This is a genomic window from Streptomyces sp. NPDC048434 (assembly GCF_043200375.1).
Taxonomy (GTDB): Bacteria; Actinomycetota; Actinomycetes; order Streptomycetales; family Streptomycetaceae; genus Streptomyces.
Map to the genome: position 1 here is coordinate 1 of NZ_JBICXQ010000055.1, position 22730 is coordinate 22730.

Genomic DNA, 22730 nt, shown 5'->3' on the forward strand with positions numbered 1-22730 from the left:
TGTAATACGCCCCGGCCCCCCCAGCGGTGGTCCACCTCCCCCCCGCCGCGCCCCCCCCACCGGGGCACCCCCCCCGGTCCGGCGGGTTAGGGGGGGCCCCCCCCGGGGGTGGGGGCCACCGGCGCGTCACCAGGGCACCAGGACGGACATGCCTGCCGCGCACCCTGATCCCGCCCAGCTCTGTATCTCATGGCAATCAGGAACTGAACCGCGCAGCTGCGGGCAGTGTTTGCGGCCGCGCCTGGAATCAGCGAACGTGCACCGTCACCACGTCAGAGGCGTTCAAACGCACGGGATGGTGGTCGTGCGTGCTGGTCAGGCCGTACAGCACCGCGCGGAATTGCAGGTTGCCGCGACGCGCGGACGTGCCGTGTGCAGTGACCCGCGCGTCGCCCTTGACCGCGGCGCTGCAGTTCTCCTGGTGCCACCCTTCGCCGAAGCCGTTCTCCTCCAGGCACAGCTGATGCAGGTAGCCGGCGCTGTCGTCGCCGCCGTGCGCCTTGACCGTGATGGTCTTGCCGACCTGTGCCGTGTGCGGCGCCGTAATGTCCACACTGCCCTTGGCGAACGCAGGCCCGGCGGCCAGAGCCACCGACGCCAGACCCAGCGCACCGATCGCGGCCACACGGCCGCCCCGCGCCTTCATCCCGGTCTTCTTTGTCCTGGTCATGGACTTCCCTCCCGTGGGTCTCCCCCACATGGCGAGACCCACCCCCTTAACGAAGGCGCCCGATGCGCCTCGCTGACTACCCAGATGAGCCGGCGGCCCCACCCGTTGCATCACGCCCGGCAACGTTACGAATCCACCACAAAACCCGCCGACCATGCTGATCCCACATCAAACCGAAGTAGCGGCTCAGAAGCGATCGGAGCGAGTAACAAGCCCTTGCTGCAAGGGGCCTGACAGGCTGTCGACCTCGGAATAACCCTTACCGACACCCGCCTCTACGGGAAGGACACCGGGGGCACCGGGGCGAGCTCCGAGGGCGTCGATCGCTGCGGCAGCCCTTCCTGCGGCGTTTCGACGTCGAGCACACATTCCGCCTGTTCACACAGACTCTGGGCCGGACCAAGCCCCGACTGCTGAGCACGCAGGCGGCGGATCGTTGGACATGGCTGGTGATCGCGGCCCGCTCCCAACTCCGCCTCGCCCGCCCTCTTGCCGTCGACCTCCGCCTTCCCTGGGAGAACCGGGCCGAGTCGAACAGGCCGACGCCAGCTCTGGTGCCGGAGGGGGTTCAGGAACCGTCAGGCACAGACCCCGACACCAGCGCGTGCGCCGAAACCGATCCGGCCAGTTCCCGGACGCCCGCCTGCTTCGAAGAACCGTCGATCGGCGCGCGCCCCGGCACGAGGTCGGTCGCGTCCTCGTCACTGGCGAGGCCTACACCCGCCCCGCCCGCCACAAGAAGGACGGCAAGACCGTGGCGGCCATGTCGCCACCATGCCTCATTGGCCAAGGACGTGACATGTTGGACAGTGAACCGGATGATGCTGTGCTGGGGCCGTTCTCGTCTCCAGGCCCGCAAGCGACGCCGTGGGCGTCGGCGTTGGCGGTCCTCGGTGAGGCGGAGGTGTTCTGGCTTTCTACCATGCGGCCTGACGGGCGACCGCACGTGACGCCGTTGCTGGCGGCTTGGAGTCTGGGTGGCATGTGCTTTACCACGGGTAGTCAGGAGCGCAAGGCGCGAAACCTTGGGCACAATGCCAGACAGTGGTGCCTCCTGAAGTGGGGTTCTGGCTCAACTGCTGTGGTGGCGGCACTGGAGGTGACCTGACCAGGCTGGCACTGGCGCAGTGGCAGCAGTGCATCCTCCGGCACGCGGTGGAACACGGCGGCAGCCGCTCCCGGTGAGCGCCTGGTGTGGTGCTGTGAAGGTCAGCCCCTCGCACCCTCACCCGCAGTTGGAGAACCTTCCGTATCGACGGCCACCTCATCGGCGTGCCCCTGTCCACGGGAGACGACGAACCGACCATCAGCGCCGAGGTCTTCACCGATGGCGACTACAAGCCCGAGCACCACGACCGTCTTGCCCAGCGCCTGCATGCTTCCTACGGGCTGGACGTGGGCCTCGACCAGTTCATCGAACTGGCCTCCCAGGTCCGCGATGCGCGAGCCCCTGCAGGCGCTGGCCGGCACCCCTATCGCCCTGCTCCTAGCCTCCGAAGCGATCAAGACCTGGAACCGGGAACTGAACACCCATCCATCAGCACAAACACCGTTGCGGTATTAGGCGTCGTCTCTTCGATCATGGAAGGGCGTCGCAGCAACCACCAGCGTTCCCGATGGCCCTTGCGTCAAGTGCCATCAGCGATGCCGTAAGCACGCAGCGCCACCAGCATGCCAGCAGTGCACGGCCCAGCGTGCGCCGTGCACTGCATCGCCGCAATCTGGACGCATGACCTATCGGTGCGCGACGAAAGGTGACCTATGAAGTTCGCAGTCATTGGCGGTACCGGTCTGATCGGGTCGCAGGTCGTGAAGAAGCTGAACGCCGCCGGTCACGAGGCCGTGCCACACTCGCCGGCCACAGGTGTCGATGTGATCACCGGCCAGGGCGTGGAGGAGGCGGTGACCGGAGTAGACGGCATCGTCAATCTGACGAATTCGCCGACCTTCGACGACGCCTCTCCCGCCTTCTTCCAGACCTCGATGGACAACCTCCTGGCCGCCGGCCACAAGGCCGGGGTGGGGCACTTCGTCATCCTCTCGATCGTCGGCGCGGACCAGGTGCCCGACCTCGCCTATTACCGCGCCAAGGTCTTGCAGGAAGACATCCTCAAGGCCGGGCCGATTCCCTATTCGATCGTCCACGCCACCCAGTTCATGGAGTTCATCGACGCCTTCATGTCCTGGACCACCGAGGGCGACACCGTCCGCCTGCCCACCACCCCACTCCAGCCGATCGCCGCAAAGGACGTCTCCGACACCGTCGCCGAAGTCGCCGCGGGGACCCCTCTGAACGGAACCCTCGACGTCGGCGGGCCCGACGTCCATCCCCTCGACGAACTCGGCCGGATCACCCTGAACGCCCGGCCCGACGGCCGCACGGTCGTCACCGACGACACCGCCGGCATGTTCGCCGCCGTCGACGGCGATGTGCTCACCACCAAGGGCGACGCACGCATCGCCCCCACCCACTACACCGACTGGCTCACCTGACCCGGCCGGCCCACCACTGGAGACCTCGCCATGTCGAACAACGAACAGACGGCAGGCAGCGCCGAGAGTCAACCGCGCTCGGAAGCATGGAAGACGGCGCTCACCGTGCTGCAGTCGGCGAAACCGCCGTTCGTTCCGGAGGAGGCGGAGGCGATGACGGTGCTCGTCGAGTTCCCTCCCGGCGATCCCGGCACCCCTCCGCACCGGCACTCGGGACCTGCCTTCGGCTACATGCTCGAGGGGGAGATGCTCTTCGAGCTGGAAGGTGAGCCGGAGCGGGTGATCAAGGCCGGGGAGACATTCTGGGAGCCGGGCGGCGATGTCATCCACTACCAGGACGGAAACAACCGGACGGACTCCCGGAGCCGCTTCCTCGTCACCATGATGTGCGCACCCGGTCAGCCCATGCTCACTCTGGTCGACGACGAAGAGTTGGCCCAGCGCCGGCACCTACGAGCTCCCCGTCCGGGCACTTGACCCGCCACTGACAGCCGGTACTGAACCGATGGACGCTCCGAGAGCCGCGACCTTGATGCCATGGTCAGCGGCCTGCGCACGGCCCGCACGATCGGAAATGCCCCGGCCCTGACCGACTGGCGTGGCCGGCATGGCCAGGAATTGCTGCCGGGCCCGACGTCCACGACGATGAGCAAGGGACGGCATACCTGTGCAAGAACTTGCGCTCCTGGCTCGGCGCAGCTACTTGTCGCCGCACTCGATCCGGTTCTCAAAGGAGCAAGGCGTATCAGCGAGCGTCGGGAACAGGGCTGACCGCCCGCCGCGTTGCGGGTGGGTTGGGTTGGCTGTGTTCGCTAGCGTCGGCCCATGTTGCAGACGAGATTCACCGAAATGTTCGGCATCACGTACCCGGTGATGGCAGCTCCCATGGCTTTGCACAGTGGTGGGACGCTCGCCGCCGCGGTTTCCGCGGCCGGCGGGCTCGGCTCCTTCGGGGGCACGCATCCATGGAAAGGACCCGAGTGGATCCGTGCGGAGATGGCAACCATCCGCGCCACGACGGACCGCCCGTTCGGAGTCGGCTTCATCACGCCGTTCCTCCCCTTCACCGAGCCGCTTTTCGACGCCGCGCTGGAGGAGCGACCAGAGATCATCGCGCTGTCGTTCGCCGACCCCCAGCCGTGGCTTGCTCGCGCCAAGGACACGGGAGCCCGGGTGATGTGCCAGGTTCAGAACTACGGCGACGCGGAGGCGGCCGTCGCAGCGGGTGCCGATGTTCTCGTGGCGCAGGGCACCGAGGCCGGTGGCCACACCGGGACGATGGGCCTCCTGCCCTTCCTCGCCGGAATCGTGAAGCGCTATCCCGATGTTCCGGTGCTCGCCGCCGGGGGCATCGGCGACGGTCGCACACTCGCGGCGGCCCTCACCGCCGGTGCGGACGGCGCCTGGTTGGGCACGGCGTTTCTCGCCACGCCCGAAGCGGTCGAGGTGCACGATGCCCACAAACGCCTGATCGTCGAGAGCGATGGCAGCGACACCGTATGGACACGGACCTACGACATCGTCTCGGGACTGCCGTGGCCGGCAACCATCGGCGAACGCGTCCGCCGCAATCGGTTCACCGATGAGTGGTCAGAGCGTGAGGCGACGCTGCGCGACCGCACAGCGGAAGGCGCGCCCTCGAAAGCCTCTAACCCCGTCGACGCCCCACCCGACCCCGACACGAGCTCGGTCCTCTACGGTCAGTCGGCGTTCTTCGTCGATGCCATCCGCCCCGCTGCGGACGTGGTCCGGACGATCAGTGACGACGCCGAGGCAATCCTCGCCTCGAGGCCTCGATCGCTGCTGAGCTGAGCGAGGTGTTCAGTCCCAGCTCGCGCAGGGTTCGCACAAGGTCCAGGTGTGCGACGGCGTTGTTGTCGTAGAGGCGGTAGCCGGCCGGACCTGCCCGCGCCCTGTGGCTCCAGGGCCAGTTCGTGAGCGGCGAAGGCGGCGGGACTGATCCCCAGGTCCAGGCCAGGCGGATGCCAATCAGGCAGTCCGCAAGAAGACGGCTTCCTTTTGGAGGAACCGAATGAGTCTTCTCCCAAAGGTCGAAAATCGCCCGCGCAGCGGAGGGATACTCAACTCCGGTGGTATCACACGCTGTTGACACATGAGTTCCCATGACCAACACGAAGGACCCCAGGGTGGGGCAGCACTCCCCCTAACAGGCCATCTTAACTGGCATGTTCGATAGGTTCCTGGCGTGGGGATTGTTGAGCGGCTGGTGCCGGATGAGCTGTGGGGACTGTGCGAGCGGGTGGCGCCGGAGGCACCGATTCGTCCACAAGGCGGGAGCCGGCGTCGGCACGGTGACCGGGAGGTGCTGGCTGCGATCGTGTGCGCCGCGACCTCGGGATGCACGTGGAAGCAGCTGCCGTCTGCCTCGTTCGGTCCGTCGGGAGCCACAGCCCATCGGCGTGGCCGCCAGCGACCGGCCCGCGCCGTCGCATTGGCGGCGATCCGGAGCGGCACTTAGCGTGGGAAGAGACCGGCGGTTCACCCACATGGCTCGGCAGGCCCGCGTGGCCCGACCGCCCTCGACGTGGAGGACCGGGATGGCATCTGTCTCCTTCCTGCTCGTGGCCGTGATCCTCACCGCCCTGGCCTTCGACTTCACCAACGGGTTCCACGACACCGCCAACTCGATGGCCACCTCCATCGCCACCGGGGCGCTGAGCCCCCGGGTCGCCGTCGCCGTCGCGGGCCTGCTCAATCTGGGCGGAGCCTTCCTCTCCACGGAGGTAGCCAAAACGATCTCGGGCGGCATAGTCCAAGACAGCGAAGTGTCCCTGGTGATGATCTTCGCCGGGCTGATCGGGGCGATCCTGTGGAATCTGGTTACCTGGCTCCTCGGACTGCCCTCCAGCTCGTCCCACGCCCTGTTCGGCGGGCTGATCGGCGCGGTGTGGGTGGGGGCTGGGGGTTCCGCGGTGCGCTTCGGCGCGATCATCGAGAAGATCCTGATCCCTGCGGTGGCCTCGCCGGTGGTGGCCTGCGTGGTGGCGCTTCTGGCCACCTACCTCGCCTACATGATCACCCGGAGGACCCCGGCGCGCGCCGTCGGGAAAGGCTTCCGTGCGGGACAGATCGGGTCGGCGTCCTTGGTAGCGCTGGCGCACGGCACCAATGACGCCCAGAAGACGATGGGGGTCATCACCCTGGCGCTCATCTCGAGCGGGGTGCTCAGCCATGGCGCGGGGCCGCCCTGGTGGGTGGTGCTGAGCGCGGGCCTGGCGATCTCCCTGGGCACGTACGCGGGCGGCTGGCGGATCATCCGGACCATGGGCAAGGGACTCACCGACATTCAGGCCCCGCAGGGCTTCGCCGCCGAGAGCAGCGCGACCGCGGTGATTCTCGCTTCGTCGCACATGGGCTTCGCGCTGTCGACCACCCAGGTGTGCACGGGCAGCATCCTCGGCGCGGGGCTGGGCCGCAGGCTGGCACACGTGCGCTGGGGCGTCGCAGGGCGGATCGCGGTGTCCTGGTTGCTGACACTGCCGTCCGCGGCCGCCGTGGGAGGCGTGGCAGCGTGGGTGGCTGATCGGGGCGATGCGGGGGTGGCCCTGGTGGCGGGTGTCGCCCTGGCCGCCGCGGCAGCTTTCTACGTGCTCTCGCGCCGCCGCCCCGTGAGCCCGGAGAATGTCAATGAGGTACCGGCAAGCGCGGCGAAGCCCGCTGTCAAGTCGGCCTCCTGAGCCGGCCCGACCGAGCGGGCCGTCGCAGAGGCAGAGGCCGAGGCAGGAGGAACGGGATGGACATCGACTGGGGCACTCTGGCCGGGGTCTTCGGAGTCAGCCTCGGGATCACCGTGGTGGTCGTCGTGATGTTCTCGCTCGGCCTGGCCACGTGGGCCCGCGCCGGACACGGGGAGCCCGCCCCCGACACGCCTCCAGACCGGCACCAGAAGGTGGCAGCTGTCACGGCCGTGCTGTGCTTCGCCGCCTGCCTCGCGGTCGCCGCCTACGGGATCTATCTGATCGTTCCCGTCTGAACCCGCTCCTGCCACCTCACTCCCCCGCTGCACGAGGTGCCCCGCACACCGGACCCGGGAAGTGGCAGCGCTAGCAGGTGTCGGAGGCGGACTGAAGAACTGAGCAGTGTCGGAGCGCTGCTGGGCACGCGACTCACCTGCTACGAGAAGGTGCTTGGGAAAGTCAGGGCATCGCATATCCGCATCTGCGCAGGTCAAGGCCCAGTGGCGGATGGCTCCTGCGTCGCGCACCAGGACTGCCGGGCTGTGGGGCTGCATGGGCGTCCGTGGGTGAACGAGGAGAGACTGGAAGGGGTATCTGCGCCGGGTCGTGTCGCGGCCACTCCCTGACCGTGCACAGCGGCTGATCAGTGGTTGCGGAACTTCGCGTGCGTCTGTCCGCCACAGCAGACCAAGTTCCTCGTCCACCTCAAGGCTGATCCGAAGGGGGTCGATCTCATTCCCGGCTTCGGCTTCACCCGGGACGTGACAGGGCTCGGCCACCACGGCACGGGCGAACTGGAGCTGCAGCTGCGCACGGAGCGAGACCTGGAACGCGCCCAGGATCTGTTGCGCCTCAGCTACGCCGCGGCGTAGCGGCTCTGGGCCAGGTGGGCCGCGGGAGTTATTTGAGCGTCGTCGTGGTGTTGCCTCTCGACGTGCTGTCAGTAGAGGGCGGTGGTAGTGCGTGACGCTGGGCCGCCGCGGCCTCCAGGTTCGGGGCGGGCTACCGCCTGCAACTGCTGGTATCACCGGCGTTATTGGCGTGGCTGGTCAGCCTTGGGGCTCGTGGTGCCGGGGCGCACTGTCTGCTCTGACGAGGGCTACAGCGATGCCCCGCCCTCCCCAGGCGGGGTGTCGCCCTGGCGGCGAATACCGCGTTCATTCGTTTAGTGATCGTTTATTGAGGCTCGGCAGGATGTGAAGTGTCGAGAAGGATCCTTCACAGGGGACGGTATGGCCAAGCTCTATCTGGAGAAGCTCAAGTGCGTCACGACTGAGGGCTGGAGCGGCTTCGACGAGCCGAGGCTTGTTGTCCAGAATCGTGGCACCGTGTGGAATGGGACGGTACTGGGAAACCGGATGTACACCGTCAAGTACGACTGCGACTTCACGGGAACGATTGCCGTCTCTCTCGGGGAGGTCGGCGGAACAGTCGGGGATGGCACGCTCGGGGAGCAGTGGATCACGGATACGCCTGGTGAGCGCAGTCTGCATTTCAGGGCCGATGGTGCTGAGTACAACCTGCTGTATGCGGTGGAGTAAGGCGTATCCGTAACTGCTGGTCACAGATGAGCTGTTCTTGTGGAGGCTGGTGCGATCACGGCGTCGGAGCCGTCCCGGACAGCCCCGTTCACCGGGCTGAGCCCGCGGCAGTTCGGCAAAGTGGTCGCGATCGTGCGCGGCCTTGGCGGCGGTTCAGGAGGTCGAAGTGATCGCTCGGGTGACGGCCCTGATCGCCGGGGCGGGGTGGCCGGGGAGACGCGCCACGAGCACCCGGCGGATCTCGGGGGGTGCGCCGTCGACGCGCAGCAGGCTCACCCCGGGCGGCAGCACCGGTGAGAGCCGGGACGGCACCGTCGTCACACCGAAGCCGCCGGCGACCAGCTGGAGCTTCGTCAGCCAGTCGCGCGCGGAGTGGATGACGCGAGGCCGTCCGGGCAGGCCGGGCCAGACGCCGAGCAGCGGCTCAGAGCTCGATGACGGGGTGGCGATCCACGCGGCGTCGACCAGCTCGTCGACGTGCACCGTGGTGCGTCCGGCGAACTCTCCGGTCGTCGGCACCGCCACGACCAGTTCGGTGTCCGCGACAGTCTCGACGTGCAGGCGCGGCGAGTCGCCGTCGAAGGGCCGGTGGGGTGGGCGGGACGTCAGCACGGCGAGGTCGAGCGAGCCCGCGCGCAGCGCCCGGATCAGAGTGGGCGTGGTGCCCTCGCGGGTGGTGACCGTGATCTGCGGGTCGGCCGCCGCGAGGTGTGCGAGTGCGACGGGCAGGATCGCCGCGCCCGCGCTCAGGAGCACCCCGAGCCGCACCAGTTCGGTCCGCGGGACGGTGCCAGTGAGCTCACGCTCGGCCGCTGCGAGCGAGGCCAGGACCGTGTGGGCGTGCTGCAGCAGGGTCAAGCCGGAGGGGGTGAGCCGTACCCCGTCTGGGCGGCGTTCGAACAGGGTGGTGCCCACGCTGCGTTCGAGGGCTGCGGCCTGGCGTGAGACGGCCGACTGCGTGTAGCCGAGTCGGGCAGCTGCCGCGGTGAAGCTGCCGGACTCAGCGATCTGCCGCAGGACCCGCAGTCCCGTGCTGGAGATGTCCATGCGGCATACGCATACCACGAATGCCAGATCATCGCTTCCCGCATGCCCACCGAGCTCCTAGTGTCGATCCCACGAGCACGGACGAACACGGAGGTCATCACGTGCGAGCAGCAGTTCTGACGCAGTTCGGCGGGCCGCTCACGGTGCGGGAGGTGCCCGACCCAGAGGCCGGGGGCGGTGAGGTGGTGGTCGAGGTCCTCGCCGCCGGCGTGGCGCCCTACGCGGCCGAAGTCTTCGGTGGCAAGCGGAAGTACCCCCTTGTCCCTCCTGTCGTGCCCGGTGTTGGCGCGGTGGGGCGGATCGTCCACGTCGGCCCTGACGCCACCCGGCTGCGGGTCGGCGACCTGGTGTGGTGCGACTCGACGGTGCGCTCGCGGGACGACGCCCTGACGCCCGACATCACGCTCCAGGGCTGGAGTTCGCGCGGCGAGGGCGGCGCGCGGCTCGCCGAGTACATGCACGACGGCGCGTTCGCCGAGCTCATGCGGGTCCCGACGGAGAACGTCTTCCCGCTGCCCACCGTGGCAGGGGACGATCCGGCCCGCTGGGCCGCACTCACCGTGCACGCCATCTCCTACGGCGGGCTGCTGGCAGGCGGGTTCTCAGCCGGCGAGACGCTGCTCGTCAGCGGAGCCACCGGCAATCTCGGCAGCAGCGCGGTCGCGGTCGCGCTCGCGATGGGAGCGGGCCGCGTGGTCGCCCCGGGCCGCAACCAGGCCGCGCTCGACCTCCTCGCCGACCGGTTCGGTCCGCGTCTGCGCCCGGTCCCGCTGACCGGAGACGAGGCCACCGACCACGCGGCGATGTCCGCGGCGGCCGACGGTCCGATCGACATGGTGATCGACCTGCTCCCGCCGAGCGCACCCAGCTCGGCGTCGCGCGCGGCGGCCATGACCGTCCGCGAGTACGGCCGCGTCGTCCTCATGGGCGGCGTCGGCATGCTCGGTGGCGACGACCTCGCACTCCCGTACCCATGGATCATGCGCAACTCGATTACCGTGCGCGGGCAGTGGATGTACCCGCGCACAGCCAATGTCGGCATCATCCGGCTCCTCGCCTCGGGCACTCTGGATCTCGCCCCCGAACGAGTCCGGTCGTACGGCCTCGAGGCCGTCAACGACGCCATCACGTACGCAGCCGCGCACGGTGGCCCGTTCGACCGCACCAGCCTCACCCCATGGGCTGGCTGACAAGGCCCACTGATCCCCACCACCCGCACGACCGCCATTCTTACGAGCACAGGTGGCCATACTGCTGCTGTTTGACGTGAACGAAGCCAATCGGGGCTCGGCCGGTTACTGGTTCCTGGCGAAGCTGCCAGTGTCGACCTCGGTGAGGATGCCGAGTTTGACCAGGCGTTTCAACTTGGCTCGGGTGCCTTCAATATTCTTCGGCAGCAGGTTGTGGTCGAGGGCTTCGCAGATGTCTTGGCCCCCTGTGGTCCGGTCGCCTCGTTGAAGACGGCGAGGATGCGAGGGTAGTCAGGGTGCTCGGGCAGGTCCGGTGGGACGGCCGGAAGTCGGTCGGCAAGGCCCGTGACAGTCTTCCGGGTGATCGCGAGGTGCTCGAGGTGCGTCTCGGCCTCCCGCAGCCGGGTCTGCAGGTCGCCGATCTGTGTGCGGAGGTCGTTGGCCTGGGCCCGGGCGGCGTTCTCCTGGATGTCCAGCGCGTCGAGCAGGGGCTGGAGGTTCATACGGGTACCGCCTGCGGTTCGCGCCAGGTGGGAGCGTTCGCGCCGGTGAGGCGGCGGATCATGACGTGCGACATCGACCAATAGACGCGGGAGGCGGACGACGAAGGGCGGTGCTCGTAGTCGCGGACCAGACGCCGGTGCAGTATCAAGATCCCGTAGGTCTGCTCGACCCTCCACCGCTTTGGCTGCGGCACGAACCCCTTGTCCTGAGGGTTGCGTTCGACGATCTCGACGTCGATGCCCAGGTTGGCGCCGTGCAGGACCACTTGGTTCTTGAAGCCCTGGTCAACCAGCGCCTTGCGGACGGTGTCGCCGGCGTGTTCGGCGACCTGGTCCAGCAGGACGATGCCCGCGGTGTTGTCGTGCGTGTTCGCGGCGAGGACGACGACCGCGATGACCAGGCCGAGGACGTCCACGGCCAGTCCGCGTTTGCGGCCGGGCACCCGCTTGGCCGGGTCCCGGCCGGTCGTGGCGGCGGGGACCCCGGCGGCCGCGTGGACATTCTGGGTGTCCAGCACCACCAGCGTCGGGTCCTCTAATCGGCGGGCCCGCTCACGTACCTGGCAGCGCAGGAGTTCATGGATGACCTGGTCGGTTCCCTCGTCCCGCCAGGCGGCGAAGTAGTAGTACGTCGCACTCTTCTGGGGAAGATCGTGCGGGAGATAGGCCCACTGGCAGCCGGTTCGCCCCTGATAGAGGATCGCGTTGACGATCTCCCGCATCGCGTAGGCGCCCTGATGGCCACTGACGGAACGGTGCCGGGCCTTCCACGCGGTGATCACCGGCTCGATCAACGACCACTGCTCGTCCGATAAGTCACTCGGATACGGCTTGCGTTCACTCACCCCACCACCCCAACAGACCGCAGGCGGCCGACCAGCGATTTCCGCCCACACCCACACCATCAGACGACCACAGAACCACCTAAAGAGTCACGAACCGCCCTCTAAGAAGTTCCTAACAGAATGCGTCCTCCGTAGGGCGGGCTGGTGCCTTCGCTGCCGATGCCGCGGTGCCCTAGAGTCGCCGCATGCGACGAAGGACAGGACTGGCGATAGCTGGGGCTGCGGTCCTGGCCTGGGGCGAGTGGTTGAACTGGCGCTGGTCTCGAGCCCTCGTGCGGAGCAGCGTGGGCGCATCCGAAGCCGTGGTCGTGTTGGGCTACCGGAACCCAGAATCGACGGCGAACTTCATCAACCGCTGGCGAGTTCGTGCTGGAATCCGCTCCATTGCCGCTGACGGTGCACGAGGCACTCGCGTGATCTTCAGCGGTGGTGCGACCAGCAACGGAGCTGCGGAGGCTCAGCTGATGGCTGACTACGCGAAGTCGGTGCTTGGGTTCGACGGCCCGGTGCTTCTCGAAGACCAGAGCGCGACGACATGGGAGAACATCACGAACGTGATCCCGCTGCTTGAGGATGTCGACCGCATCAAGATCGCCTCCCAACCAGCTCACGCGCTCAAGGCCCGTGCGTACTTGCGCCGGCAGCGCCCTGATCTTGCTGAGAGGCTCGTGCGAGCGTACGACTACCGCCCTGGCGAGTGGACGGTTGGTAAACCGCTGCTGGCTCTGTACGGGCTTTGGACACTCCGCGGCCTCAAGGCCGAAGAACGGAAGGTCTCGCTGTAAACAGCCCCTCTCGCGTCGGCCTCAGAAACGGTGATTCATGAGCCGGCGCCAGCAGATGAGTGCGCAACCGAGGGTGAGGAAGGCTTCGTGGATGTCGTCGCGGATCTCCCAGCGGATCCGCAGACGGCGGAACCAGTACAGGTGGGCGACGGCGCGCTCCACGACCCAGCGTTGAGTGCCGAGTCCGGAGCCGTGTTCGGTGCCCGGCGGGCGATCAGCGGTTTCGCGCCGAGATCCCAGACCAGGCGTCGGTACTTGTCGTGGTCGCAGCCGCGGTCGGCCAGCACCACGTCTGGTCGGCGGGTGGCGCGGAGGTAGCAGCGCCTACCCCGAGCAGGGGCAGCGCACGAGTGCGGTTGTGCACGGAGGACCGGCGCGCCAAGGGCCCCGGTCGCGCGCCGTACTCCTTTGTTTCAGCGTAGGTGTGCGACTGGGACCCCGTCCCGGGGCGGACGGGTGTGAGGATGCCCCGCTCCCGAGGCCCGTCCGCCCCTTCGGCTGGCCGGCTGAATTGCTGTACGGTCTCGCGGTTGGTGTCGGAGACCGCCCTCGTGACCTGTTGCTTCTTCCGTTGCCTCACAGCGTGTCGGACAGTGGAGTCTCAGCTTCGTGTCGCTTCCCCGGCGGTCTGTCTTGATCGGAGCAGACCGCCGGGCTTGTGACCTGGGCTTTCGCGCACCTTCCGAGTCAGCAGCCCCAGGTCTCCCACCTGTGCGGTTGCCAGGTGGTTTGGGAACGAGCACGGTGTCGGGTCAGAGTGCGGGCACACGTCGAAGCCGTCGGCGAGGGCTTGGACGCGGGCCGCCGGAGCGGAACTCGCGTGGACAAGCCTCCGGGTGTGTGACCCGCTCGATCGCACCGTGCGGTCAATGCGCTTTCCTGGCCAGACGGGCGGGTGGGCGGATCAGCGCAGTCCGGCGAAGAGATCGTTCTCGGGTACGGCCGCGCCGGTGGCGTCCTGGACACGTACGAAGGTCTCCATGCCCATCAACTCGCCGAACCTCTCCTTGCCCATCTTGAGGAAGAAGATGTTCTCGCCCTGACTGGCGTGCGCGGCCAACGCGTCGAACTTCTGACCGCTGAACGCGGTGGTATCCACCCACGTGGTGATCTCATCGTCGGGGAGGCCGATCTCGGCCATCGCGGCGGCCTCGGCAGGATCCGGCTCCGGCATGTCCTCATGAAACTCGCGCATGATCTCGCCGAACCGCTGCATCATCGAGCGGGGCATCGTGGTCCAGTACACCTTCGGTGTCAGCGCGGCCATCTCCAGCGCCGCCATCGTGATGCGGTGGGCCTGTATGTGGTCGGGGTGGCCGTAGAAGCCGTTCTCGTCGTAGGTGACGACCACATCAGGTCGGTAGTGCCGCATGAGTTCCGCGAGTCGGGCCGCGCCTTCCTGCACGGGGGTCTGCCAGAAGGATCCGGGGGCGTCGTTGCTTGGCCAGCCCGTCATCCCGGAGTCGGCATAGTCCAGCATCTCCAGATCGCTGACCTTCAGGACGTCACAGCTCGCCTCAAGTTCTTGACGGCGCATCAAGGCGACCGCCGCCGGATCGTGCCCGGGATCGCTCGGCTTGACACCCCCCGGTCCGTCACCGCGACCGCCGTCGGTACACGTCACGAGAACCGTGCGGATGCCTTCCGCCGCGTACCGCGCGAGGACCCCTCCGGTTCCGGTGGCCTCGTCGTCGGGGTGGGCGTGTACTGCCATGAGCGTCAAGGGCCGGTCAGTCATGAAAACAGTCCTCCTGCAGAAATACGTCTTGGTCCGAGTGCGCGGCGGGTGTACCGCGATCTTGGGGCCCGGATCCTGGTGGGGGCGGATGACCGTGTGGTCTCCGTGTTCCCCGCCCGTGCGGCGCCGGTCCCTCGGTCGATGCAACCGTGCCGCCGGACCGGCTGTTCCCGGCGCGGCCGCTTGGTCTTCCAGGCGTCGGCGTTTCCACGCGAACGAGGTACAGGCGCGACCTGCTGTCCCGCCGCAGCGTAGTCGGCGCCACGATGCTGACCTGCGCTGTTGCCATGTCGTTTGAGAACCGCGGGCTCGCTGTTCTCAAACGACATGGCTTTCGCGGGAGAGGTGGAAACTCCGTCCTTATCGGCCCGGTCGACTGGGGTGTCGCCGAGGCGAACGCTGAGCTGGGTACCCAGTTCCTGGAACCCCAGAGCTACAGCCACACGTTGTGAGGGATAGGGCCGTGCTCTCCATTGCGGCAGCAACCCGGCATCGAGAGCATGGGCCACTGCTGCGGACGCCACGGCCCGAGAGACAGCCCACACCACAAAACTCAGCTCAGCCGCGATCTATGGAGAATCCGCCACGTCGCCTGAGATGCCATGAGAATCCGTCAGCTTGCATGAGACAGGACACCTGCATGTCTCAGCGCCACGTCGGATCCGACTTCCATCCGGCACCAGCCGTGAGATTCCGACACGAAATTTGAGACCCTACGATTGCCCCCAGCCGTCACACCGCTCCACCGACTAACCGCCGCTTTGCCTGCCGCTGCCCTTCGCCGCGGTCGTTCCTCGCCCCGCACCCAGCCGCGGTGCCGACGGCAGCTGCACCCGGTCGGCCCGGCGGTGCCAACGCTTCGTATGCTCGCGGTACGGGGAGCCGGAAGCCGACCACCTTCGGAGGCGAACGACCATGTCGGAACAGCGTGTTGTCCTGGTGACGGGCGGGGGAACGGGAATCGGGGCCGCCACCGCCCGGCTGCTGCGCACCGCCGGACACCAGGTCGTGATCTCCGGGCGGCGGCCCGAGCCACTGCGCCGGGTTGCCGAGGAGACCGGAGCGCTGGCCCACCCTTCCGACGCCGCCGACCCCGAGGCCGTGCGCGAGCTCGTCGAGACGACGGTGAGGACCTACGGGAGACTCGACGGTGTGGTGCTCAACGCCGGAACCGGGCGGGGCGGCGCAGTCGGCGACACCGCGGTCGAGGACTGGGAAGAACTGATGCGGACCAACCTCACCGGCCCGTTCCTGCTGCTGCGTGCCGCGCTGCCGCATCTGCTGGCGGCCCGCGGCGCGGTGGTCGCGGTCGCCTCGGTCGCCGCGCTCCGCAACAGCGTCGGCAACGCCGCCTATGCGACGTCCAAGGCGGGTTTGCTCCACCTCTGCCGCTCCCTCACCGTCGACTACGGGTCGCAGGGGCTGCGGGCCAACACGGTGTGCCCGGGCTGGGTGCGTACGGAGATGGCCGACCAGCGGATGGCGCGGTTCGCGGCGGAGGCGGGGTTGGCGGGCGGTGCCGAGGCGGCATACGAGGAGGCGAACCGGCTGACTCCCGCCGGGCGGCCGGGTGATCCGGAGGAGGTCGCCGAGGCGATCGACTGGCTGCTGTCGCCCGCCGCGTCCTACGTCAACGGGGCCGTCCTCACCGTCGACGGCGGGGTGACCACGGTCGGCGTCGGCGGTGCCGCCTTCGACCACCGGATCGAGGCGCGCACCCCGCGCCTGTAACGGACTCCCGGACAGGCCCGTTCCGGTCGCGCCCGGCCCTCAGGGCCACTCCGGATGAACCCCTCCCGGGTGCGGGCCGGCCAGGTCACATCCGGAACGACGTCTCGACTTCGCTGATGATGCTTCGGGCCAACTCAGTCACGTCGTCCTCGACGGCCGGGAACTCCTCGATGTCGAGCATCCCGGCCTGATCGAGGTGGTCGCGGATCTTGTGCGCTGCCCCAGGACGAGCCGCTGGTGTCCCAGGCGAGGGAGGCGCCCGGCACGGCGAGTCCGAAGCCGTACCCACCGTTAGCCACGGCACGCATGACGCGCACGGTCGGGAGGCTCGGCGTCACCTCCCACGACCAGCCGGACACGATCGCCGGCACCGAGGCCGTGCCGGCGAAGTACGGGGCGCGCGGTGCGGCGCGTCCGGGACGACGCGCCACTGGCCGACGGGCCGTCAGAAGCCGTACGGCTTCTTGGTGCTCCAGTTCAGCACGTCGGCCTCGTTCCAGCTGAACTGCGGCTTCTCGCCCTTGATGTCGACGGAATAGAAGGGGCCGTTGTGACCGTCCGCGCCGCGCAGCGCGAGGGCGAACGACTGCGCCGTGTGGTTCTTCGAGCCGTAGTCGAAGAGGTTCACCGCGCTGTACGCCTTGCCGCCGGGCTGGAGCGTGAGGTGCTTGCCGCCACCGGGGGTGTCCTTCTTCGAGTGCGGCAGTGCGGCAACGTCGACGTCGCCGCCGAGCTTCACGGACGGGTACGAGGTCACCCAGCACGGCTTGGTGCCCTTGTTCGACGCGGTGACCAGCAGGTGGTCGCCCTGCTGCCCGGCGAACCGGTGCACGGCGGTGAGCAGCATCTCGTCGCCGCGGCACTGCTGGGCGCCGGCCGTTGTGCCCTTGCCCGCGCCCTCATCCGTCCCGCCCGAGGCGGTCGTCGAGCGCGCACCCTCCTTGGTGTCACCGCCGCTGTTGGCTTGCTCCGCGCCGCCCTTGCCGTCCCCGGTGGACGCGGACCGGCTCTGCGCGGTACCGGCGGCGTGGTCGCCGCCCGCCGCCTTCGAGCCGCCGTCGGCGCCGCCGCAGGCGGTCAGGCCCAGCGCCAACGCGGCGGTGACGGCGGCCAGGGTGGCGGTACGAATCCGGGAAGTACGCATGATCAGGTTCCCCCTGTGTTTCGTGCGGGAGTTTTCTTCGGCCGTTCCCGCGGTGTGGACACCACTTTTCCCGGGGCCACTGACGTTCCGGAAACGCCTCACTCACGTCCCGCAAACAAACCGCGCGAACGGGTGAGGCCGAGCCGCGGGCGGCCTGGAGTTCCGCACCGTGGATCTTGGCGCCCGCACGCGGCCCGAACAGTCCCACCTGCCCCTATGGCCACCACCGACCGGCAGCACCGCCCGCGCTCAACTGGCCAAGTGCGACGCTCAGTCACACTGGGAGCCTGGGAGCTGAGCCGAAGCACGGTAGGTGTCACCTGCGGCGTCGGCTGACCTGCGGCTTCGACCGGGCGAAGCACGATGTTTGCCACCGGGACGGCACGCTGTCTGTCACCAGCAGCGCGCACAACACAATCGGTGTCATCGGACTCCGGCGCTCCGCCAATCGTCTGAGCTGCCCGGCAGCCCCGACGGATAGAAGCTGCGTCAGAACCCGTGCGCCGGGCCCTGACGGAAGTCGCTTCAACCGGTCACAGACCGGCGACGTCCCCGGCCCTCTTCAGCACGGAGTCGAGTCTGTTCACCACGGCGTCGTGCCGCCTCGCGCGCGCCGCCCGGTCCGCCGGCACCAGCCGCGCTGCGGCCTGCACGGCACAGGCGTCCGGGTCGCCGAAGGCAGTCCGCGGGTGCTCTCCCGTATCCGCGCAGTGCGCCGTGACATCCTTGACCGCCTGGAGCACGACTGCCCGGTCCACGCCCGGCTGCAGGGCCAGCCGTACTTGGAAACGCGCCATCCACTTTTCGCGGTCCTTCTCCCCCGACGCGTCCGTCCTCTGGTCCTTGTTCGCCACATGCTCTCCCGGATGATCGGCAGCCGTCCGTCATGGAGTTGGACGCCAAGGGCATCGAAGTGGGTTGCGGAAGCGAGAATCTGATGAGTTTCAGGCGACTGCCGGGAGGCGCACGAGCTCTACCGACTGGTCCGCTGTCACAGAACGCCACAGATCACGGGTTCTGGCACAGCTTCCAGCTCCGCGCGCCCCGTCCGGAAGTCCTGGTGACAACAGCCTGCCTTGGTGACAGCTATCGTGCATCGGCTCACCCTGGTAGAGCTTTCACCCGAGAAACCCCGCTCGTATCAGTAGTCCAGTTCGACGTAATCGATGTCGGTGAACTCCACCAGCGACCCGACCGCTTCCGACCGGGTCCGGCCCCGGGTCGGTTCGCGCGGCGGGCCACGGCCTCGGCGTCGGGAAGGCCAAGCGCAGCAAGGGCAACGGCAGCGGATGCTGTGACGAACAGTCGTCTGTCCAACCAAGTTGAATCCGCTGCGTAGTTACGACGACGTGACAGCCCCAGACGCTTTGACATTGGCGTGCTGCTGTTTATCGATGCGGGCAGCCCGATGGGCTTTGCTCCACGCTCTGTACAGCGCCTCTCGCGGTGACAGCTGTTGCGATGTCCCGAAGACTCGGTCGTCCTGCGTCCACGTAATGCCGCCAGAGTTCCTCCACGAATGCCCGTAAAGGGCCGTTTGGTAGCGCATCGACGCTGGGCATGCGCATTTTCCTCACCGCTGGCTCCCTCCGGCCCACCGCACAGCGCCGTTGGTAAGAACTAGGGACGACCGTCATGAACTCGCTCGACAAGTATCGCGGCGCACGGCAGGGATCCCGCCGGTGACCTCCATGATTTTCGTAGTGAGGTGACTTGCTTGCGTGTAGGCGGGAAAGACATATGAAGCGGTCAAGGGCAGCCCTCCCATGATCAGGCAACGCGCCCTCGCTTCAGTCGTCAAGCACGGTTGCTCACGCGGGAATCGCAAGGCGTCGTTGTGTCACTCGTTGGGCTCACCATGACCCGCATGGTCTCCAGGCGAGTGTCCACGGCCTCGGGCACGTGCATCCTCGCTTCGCCACATAAAGGCAGGTGTTCTAGAACTGGGTCGGGGGACAGTTCGTCCGGCAGCCCTGCAGGAATACCGGGGCGGGCGAGGCCCTCGCGGCGGGAGCGGCGCCACGTGGTCGGCGGCTGTTCCTTCGACGTGCTCGTCAGCAACCCGCCTTACATCCCCGCACCCGGCACCCAATCACCCCGGGGGCCGGCACGCGCCTGGGACGCGGGACGCGACGGACGGCTGCTCGTCGACCGCACCCATATGAGCTCCGAACCACCAGCAGACGGAGTTGCGGCGCAGCTGTCCAAGTGCTGGTGGACGGAGCCCTCACGGATCGCTCGTCACCGCCCTGACCTGATCCCTTGGATGTCCGGGCGGCCGATGAGTGGCCGACCCGGACATCGGGCTCAGGACAGGTCGAACCGATCGAGGTTCATCACCTTGTCCCAAGCTGCCACGAAGTCACGCACGAACTTCTCTCCCGCGTCCGCGGACGCGTAGACCTCCGAGACAGCTCGGAGCTGAGAGTGCGAACCGAAGATGAGGTCGACGGCGGTGGCGGTCCACTTGGCCTCGCCCGTGGCGCGATCCCGGCCTTCGAATACGTTCTCATCTGAGGCCGACGCCTTCCACTCCGTGCCCATGTCGAGCAGGTTGGCGAAGAAGTCGTTGCTCAATGTCTCCGGCCGATGGGTGAAGAGGCCATGCGGGCATCCCCCGAAGCCGGTGTTCAGGGCGCGCATACCGCCGACCAGCACCGCCATCTCGGGAGCGGTCAGCGTCAGCAGGTTGGCGCGGTCCAGCAGGAGCGTCTCCGGTGAGAGCTTCTCTCCCGCCCGGAGGTAGTTGCGAAACCCGTCTGCCTTGGGTTCGAGCACGGCGAACGACTCCACGTCGGTCTGTTCCTGCGAGGCGTCCGTGCGTCCCGGTGCGAACGGGACGGTGATGTCGTGCCCGGCGTTCTTCGCAGCCTGCTCCACGGCCGCGCATCCGCCCAGGACGATCAGGTCGGCGAGGGACACTTTCCTTCCGCCGGTCTGCGAGCCGTTGAAATCCTGCTGGATCTGTTCGAGGGTCTGCAACACCTCGGCGACCTCAGGCAGGTCGTTGACCTCCCAGTCCCTTTGCGGCGCGAGGCGAATCCGGGCCCCGTTGGCCCCGCCACGCTTATCGGTGCCGCGGAAGCTTGCCGCCGATGCCCAAGCGGCGGTGACCAGCTGCGAGACGGACAGTCCCGAGGCGAGGATCCTGCCCTTGAGGGCAGCGATGTCGTCATCCGCGATCAGTTCGTGATCGACCTCAGGGACGGGGTCCTGCCACAGCTGCGACTCGGGAATCCACGGGCCGAGGTAGCGCGAGAGGGGCCCCATGTCGCGGTGCAGCAGCTTGTACCAGGCTTTGGCGAACGCCACCGCGAGCGTGTCCGGGTTCTCGTGGAAGCTCTTCACGATCGGCCCGTAGACCGGATCCAGCTTCAGCGCGAGGTCCGTCGTCAGCATCATGGGAGCATGCCTCTTCGACGGATCGTGAGCGTCGGGCACAGTGTCCTTGGCCGAGGGGTTCGTGGGAGTCCACTGCTTCGCACCGGCCGGGCTCGTCGTCAGCTCCCAGTCGTACCGGAACAGGTTGTCCAGATACCCGCTGTCCCACTTCGTCGGCGACGAGGTCCATGCGCCCTCGAGTCCACTGGTGAGCGTGTCGGCGCCCTTGCCGCTGCCATGGGTGTTCCGCCAGCCGAGGCCCTGCTGCTCGAGGGGACCCGCCTCGGGTTCCGGGCCGATGTACGAGGGATCGACCGCGCCATGACACTTTCCGAACGTATGGCCGCCGACGATGAGCGCAGCCGTCTCTTCGTCATTCATCGCCATCCGTCCGAATGTCTCGCGGACGTCCCTGGCCGCAGCCATCGGATCCGGGTTGCCGTTGGGCCCCTCCGGATTGACGTAGATCAACCCCATCTGCACGGCACCGAACGGAGTGGCGAGATCCCTGTCGCCGCTGTAGCGCTCGTCTCCGAGCCAGGTGTCCTCGGGGCCCCAGAAGATTTCCTCGGGTTCCCAGATGTCCTCTCGCCCGAAGCCGAACCCGAGCGTCTTGAACCCCATCGATTCCATGGCACAGTTTCCGGCGAAGACCAGAAGATCGGCCCAGGAGATTTTCCGGCCGTACTTCTGCTTGACCGGCCAGAGCAAACGGCGTGCCTTGTCGAGGCTGACGTTGTCCGGCCAACTGTTGAGGGGGGCAAAGCGCTGAGCGCCTGCGCCGCCACCGCCTCGGCCATCGGCGATGCGGTACGTTCCTGCGGCATGCCAACTCATCCGGATGAAGAGCGGCCCGTAGTGACCGTAGTCGGCAGGCCACCATTCCTGAGAGGTCGTCATCACCTCGAAGACGTCCTGCTTCAGCGCGTCGAGATCAAGGGTTGCGAACTCTTGTGCGTAGGTGAAGTCTTCGTCCATCGGATTGGACCGGGATGAGTGCTGGTGGAGAACCTGAAGGTCCAGCTGATTCGGCCACCAGTCCCGGTTCGACCGGGGCCGAGTCGGCGTGGGAGCCGGGGAGGGGATTACCGGGTTCTCGCTTTCGCTGCCGGACACGTCCATCCTTCTTCCTGTCTCGGTGTTTCCTTCTGCTGGCTACTTGCTCTTGCCGTCGGTTGCTTTGCTGGTGTCGAGCACTGCGCCCCGCGCTCGTAGCGCGCCATAGCGCCCGCCGACTGGAAACGCCTGACCAGACCCGCGGCAGTCAACGCGGGCCGGCGGCCAGCGAGAAACTTCCCTCATGCACGACGCCGATGATCGAGCCTGGGTCGGCGTCCGTATGGTCGCGCACCGCAGACCGCACTGCCACGAGAACACGCAGAGCATCACCGCGTAAGACTCGAAGTCCAAAGACGATCCGGCCGGCATAGCGGAACCGTCGCCGGCGCACCACTCCCTGACGCTGCTGCGCAAGGGCGCTGTACCGGACGTGGTGCGTACCGGCGTGGGAATACGCGCGGAGGTCGGACTTCCTGTGGCCACCGTCTGGTTCTGCAAGACGGTGTTCGGCTACCGGGGCTACGCGTAGCGGCGGTGCGCGCAACAAGCGGGGATGACGGTCGGGGACGCGCTGCTGACCGGCGCTGCCGCGCTCGGACTCCTTGGGTGGGTGCGCCACCGCTTCGACGACGCGGTGATCAACCGCGCACGGGCTTGTCTGACCAGGTGGAATACTTCTCGGGCCGCATCGCTTTCGCCACGCCGAGGGTGGCCTCACCCGCGCGGGGCCGGGCGGACGGCGTGTCGAGGGCTGCCACACGGCCGGGGCGGTCAGAACCGTGAAGGCGCCCTATGAACGGCTGGCCCCAATGAGTGGTGTGCATCCTGAAGTTGCAGGTCATGGGGCTGGTGTGCGCGGGCTTCGGAATACTCGGGCTGGTCGGCGGCCGGTGTCCACGGTGAAG

General features: G+C 67.7%; 19 protein-coding genes and 6 pseudogenes. 14 read left to right on the top strand and 11 right to left on the bottom strand.

Annotation, left to right across the window (positions count from 1 at the left end; translation table 11 throughout):
* Positions 1-247: 247 nt before the first annotated feature.
* Positions 248-646 (bottom strand): hypothetical protein, encoded by a 399-nt coding sequence (locus ACGFWI_RS37685; protein ID WP_393910587.1) that lies wholly within the window; start codon positions 644-646, stop codon positions 248-250.
* 336 nt (positions 647-982) lie between these two features.
* Between ACGFWI_RS37685 and ACGFWI_RS37690 the strand changes: the two are divergent.
* Both ACGFWI_RS37690 and ACGFWI_RS37695 read left to right on the top strand, forming a co-directional pair.
* Positions 983-1421: pseudogene (locus ACGFWI_RS37690) on the top strand (transposase); the annotation flags it as partial.
* Positions 1422-1469: 48 nt separating this feature from the next.
* Positions 1470-1778, top strand: coding sequence for a pyridoxamine 5'-phosphate oxidase family protein (locus ACGFWI_RS37695; RefSeq protein ID WP_393910588.1), 309 nt, complete (start codon positions 1470-1472; stop codon positions 1776-1778).
* A gap of 101 nt (positions 1779-1879) precedes the next feature.
* On the opposite strand, the gene ACGFWI_RS37700 is transcribed toward ACGFWI_RS37695, so the two are convergent.
* Positions 1880-2200: a hypothetical protein gene (locus ACGFWI_RS37700; RefSeq protein ID WP_393910589.1), complete on the bottom strand. Its 321-nt coding sequence runs from the start codon at positions 2198-2200 to the stop codon at positions 1880-1882.
* A 231-nt stretch (positions 2201-2431) separates the two neighbouring features.
* Here ACGFWI_RS37700 and ACGFWI_RS37705 point away from each other — a divergent pair, with 231 nt between their 5' ends.
* The 9 genes and pseudogenes from ACGFWI_RS37705 to ACGFWI_RS37745 all read left to right on the top strand — a co-directional run.
* Positions 2432-3163: an SDR family oxidoreductase gene (locus tag ACGFWI_RS37705; protein ID WP_393910590.1), complete on the top strand. Its 732-nt coding sequence runs from the start codon at positions 2432-2434 to the stop codon at positions 3161-3163.
* 30 nt (positions 3164-3193) lie between these two features.
* Positions 3194-3640 (top strand): cupin domain-containing protein, encoded by a 447-nt coding sequence (locus ACGFWI_RS37710; RefSeq protein WP_393910591.1) that lies wholly within the window; start codon positions 3194-3196, stop codon positions 3638-3640.
* A 348-nt stretch (positions 3641-3988) separates the two neighbouring features.
* Complete coding sequence (locus tag ACGFWI_RS37715) at positions 3989-4975, top strand: NAD(P)H-dependent flavin oxidoreductase (RefSeq protein WP_393910592.1); 987 nt, start codon at positions 3989-3991, stop codon at positions 4973-4975.
* 394 nt (positions 4976-5369) lie between these two features.
* Positions 5370-5585, top strand: a pseudogene (locus ACGFWI_RS37720) (transposase); the annotation flags it as partial.
* Positions 5586-5721: 136 nt separating this feature from the next.
* Complete coding sequence (locus tag ACGFWI_RS37725) at positions 5722-6861, top strand: anion permease (RefSeq protein WP_393910593.1); 1140 nt, start codon at positions 5722-5724, stop codon at positions 6859-6861.
* A gap of 56 nt (positions 6862-6917) precedes the next feature.
* Entirely contained in the window at positions 6918-7157 is a 240-nt protein-coding gene (locus ACGFWI_RS37730) for a hypothetical protein (RefSeq protein ID WP_393910594.1), read from the top strand.
* A gap of 342 nt (positions 7158-7499) precedes the next feature.
* Positions 7500-7733: pseudogene (locus ACGFWI_RS37735) on the top strand (transporter); the annotation flags it as partial.
* A 360-nt stretch (positions 7734-8093) separates the two neighbouring features.
* Positions 8094-8402, top strand: a complete 309-nt coding sequence (locus ACGFWI_RS37740; RefSeq protein ID WP_393910595.1) for a hypothetical protein — start codon at positions 8094-8096, stop codon at positions 8400-8402.
* Between the two features lie 39 nt (positions 8403-8441).
* Positions 8442-8540, top strand: a pseudogene (locus ACGFWI_RS37745) (IS5/IS1182 family transposase); the annotation flags it as partial.
* Positions 8541-8555: 15 nt separating this feature from the next.
* Here ACGFWI_RS37745 and ACGFWI_RS37750 read toward each other — a convergent pair.
* Positions 8556-9449 (bottom strand): LysR family transcriptional regulator, encoded by an 894-nt coding sequence (locus ACGFWI_RS37750; RefSeq protein WP_393910596.1) that lies wholly within the window; start codon positions 9447-9449, stop codon positions 8556-8558.
* Positions 9450-9550: 101 nt separating this feature from the next.
* Between ACGFWI_RS37750 and ACGFWI_RS37755 the strand changes: the two genes are divergently transcribed.
* Positions 9551-10639, top strand: a complete 1089-nt coding sequence (locus tag ACGFWI_RS37755; protein WP_393910597.1) for an alcohol dehydrogenase catalytic domain-containing protein — start codon at positions 9551-9553, stop codon at positions 10637-10639.
* 170 nt (positions 10640-10809) lie between these two features.
* Here the strand turns inward: ACGFWI_RS37755 and ACGFWI_RS37760 are convergent, their stop codons facing one another.
* Together ACGFWI_RS37760 and ACGFWI_RS37765 are read right to left on the bottom strand one after the other, a co-directional pair.
* Complete coding sequence (locus ACGFWI_RS37760; RefSeq protein ID WP_393910598.1) at positions 10810-11142, bottom strand: hypothetical protein; 333 nt, start codon at positions 11140-11142, stop codon at positions 10810-10812.
* Positions 11139-11987 (bottom strand): IS5 family transposase, encoded by an 849-nt coding sequence (locus ACGFWI_RS37765; protein ID WP_393910599.1) that lies wholly within the window; start codon positions 11985-11987, stop codon positions 11139-11141. The genes ACGFWI_RS37760 and ACGFWI_RS37765 overlap by 4 nt, the downstream gene beginning before the upstream one ends.
* A gap of 185 nt (positions 11988-12172) precedes the next feature.
* On the opposite strand from ACGFWI_RS37765, the gene ACGFWI_RS37770 reads away from it, so the two are divergent.
* Positions 12173-12772, top strand: a complete 600-nt coding sequence (locus tag ACGFWI_RS37770; RefSeq protein ID WP_393910600.1) for a YdcF family protein — start codon at positions 12173-12175, stop codon at positions 12770-12772.
* A 21-nt stretch (positions 12773-12793) separates the two neighbouring features.
* On the opposite strand, the pseudogene ACGFWI_RS37775 reads toward ACGFWI_RS37770, so the two are convergent.
* The 3 genes and pseudogenes from ACGFWI_RS37775 to ACGFWI_RS37785 all read right to left on the bottom strand — a co-directional run.
* Positions 12794-13110 (bottom strand): annotated as a pseudogene (locus ACGFWI_RS37775) (IS5/IS1182 family transposase); the annotation flags it as partial.
* A gap of 566 nt (positions 13111-13676) precedes the next feature.
* Complete coding sequence (locus ACGFWI_RS37780; protein WP_393910601.1) at positions 13677-14510, bottom strand: PIG-L family deacetylase; 834 nt, start codon at positions 14508-14510, stop codon at positions 13677-13679.
* Between the two features lie 389 nt (positions 14511-14899).
* A pseudogene (locus ACGFWI_RS37785) lies at positions 14900-15046 on the bottom strand (GNAT family N-acetyltransferase); the annotation flags it as partial.
* 379 nt (positions 15047-15425) lie between these two features.
* Here ACGFWI_RS37785 and ACGFWI_RS37790 point away from each other — a divergent pair.
* Positions 15426-16241 carry an SDR family NAD(P)-dependent oxidoreductase gene (locus ACGFWI_RS37790; protein WP_393910602.1) on the top strand — a complete coding sequence of 272 codons (816 nt, stop codon included), beginning with the start codon at positions 15426-15428 and terminating at the stop codon, positions 16239-16241.
* Between the two features lie 445 nt (positions 16242-16686).
* On the opposite strand, the gene ACGFWI_RS37795 is transcribed toward ACGFWI_RS37790, so the two are convergent.
* From ACGFWI_RS37795 to katG, 3 genes are all read right to left on the bottom strand, one after another.
* Positions 16687-17385, bottom strand: a complete 699-nt coding sequence (locus ACGFWI_RS37795; RefSeq protein ID WP_393910603.1) for a DUF4232 domain-containing protein — start codon at positions 17383-17385, stop codon at positions 16687-16689.
* A gap of 533 nt (positions 17386-17918) precedes the next feature.
* Positions 17919-18239 (bottom strand): hypothetical protein, encoded by a 321-nt coding sequence (locus tag ACGFWI_RS37800; protein WP_393910604.1) that lies wholly within the window; start codon positions 18237-18239, stop codon positions 17919-17921.
* 1453 nt (positions 18240-19692) lie between these two features.
* Positions 19693-21888 (bottom strand): catalase/peroxidase HPI, encoded by a 2196-nt coding sequence (gene katG, locus ACGFWI_RS37805; protein WP_393910605.1) that lies wholly within the window; start codon positions 21886-21888, stop codon positions 19693-19695.
* Between the last annotated feature and the right edge of the window lie 842 nt (positions 21889-22730).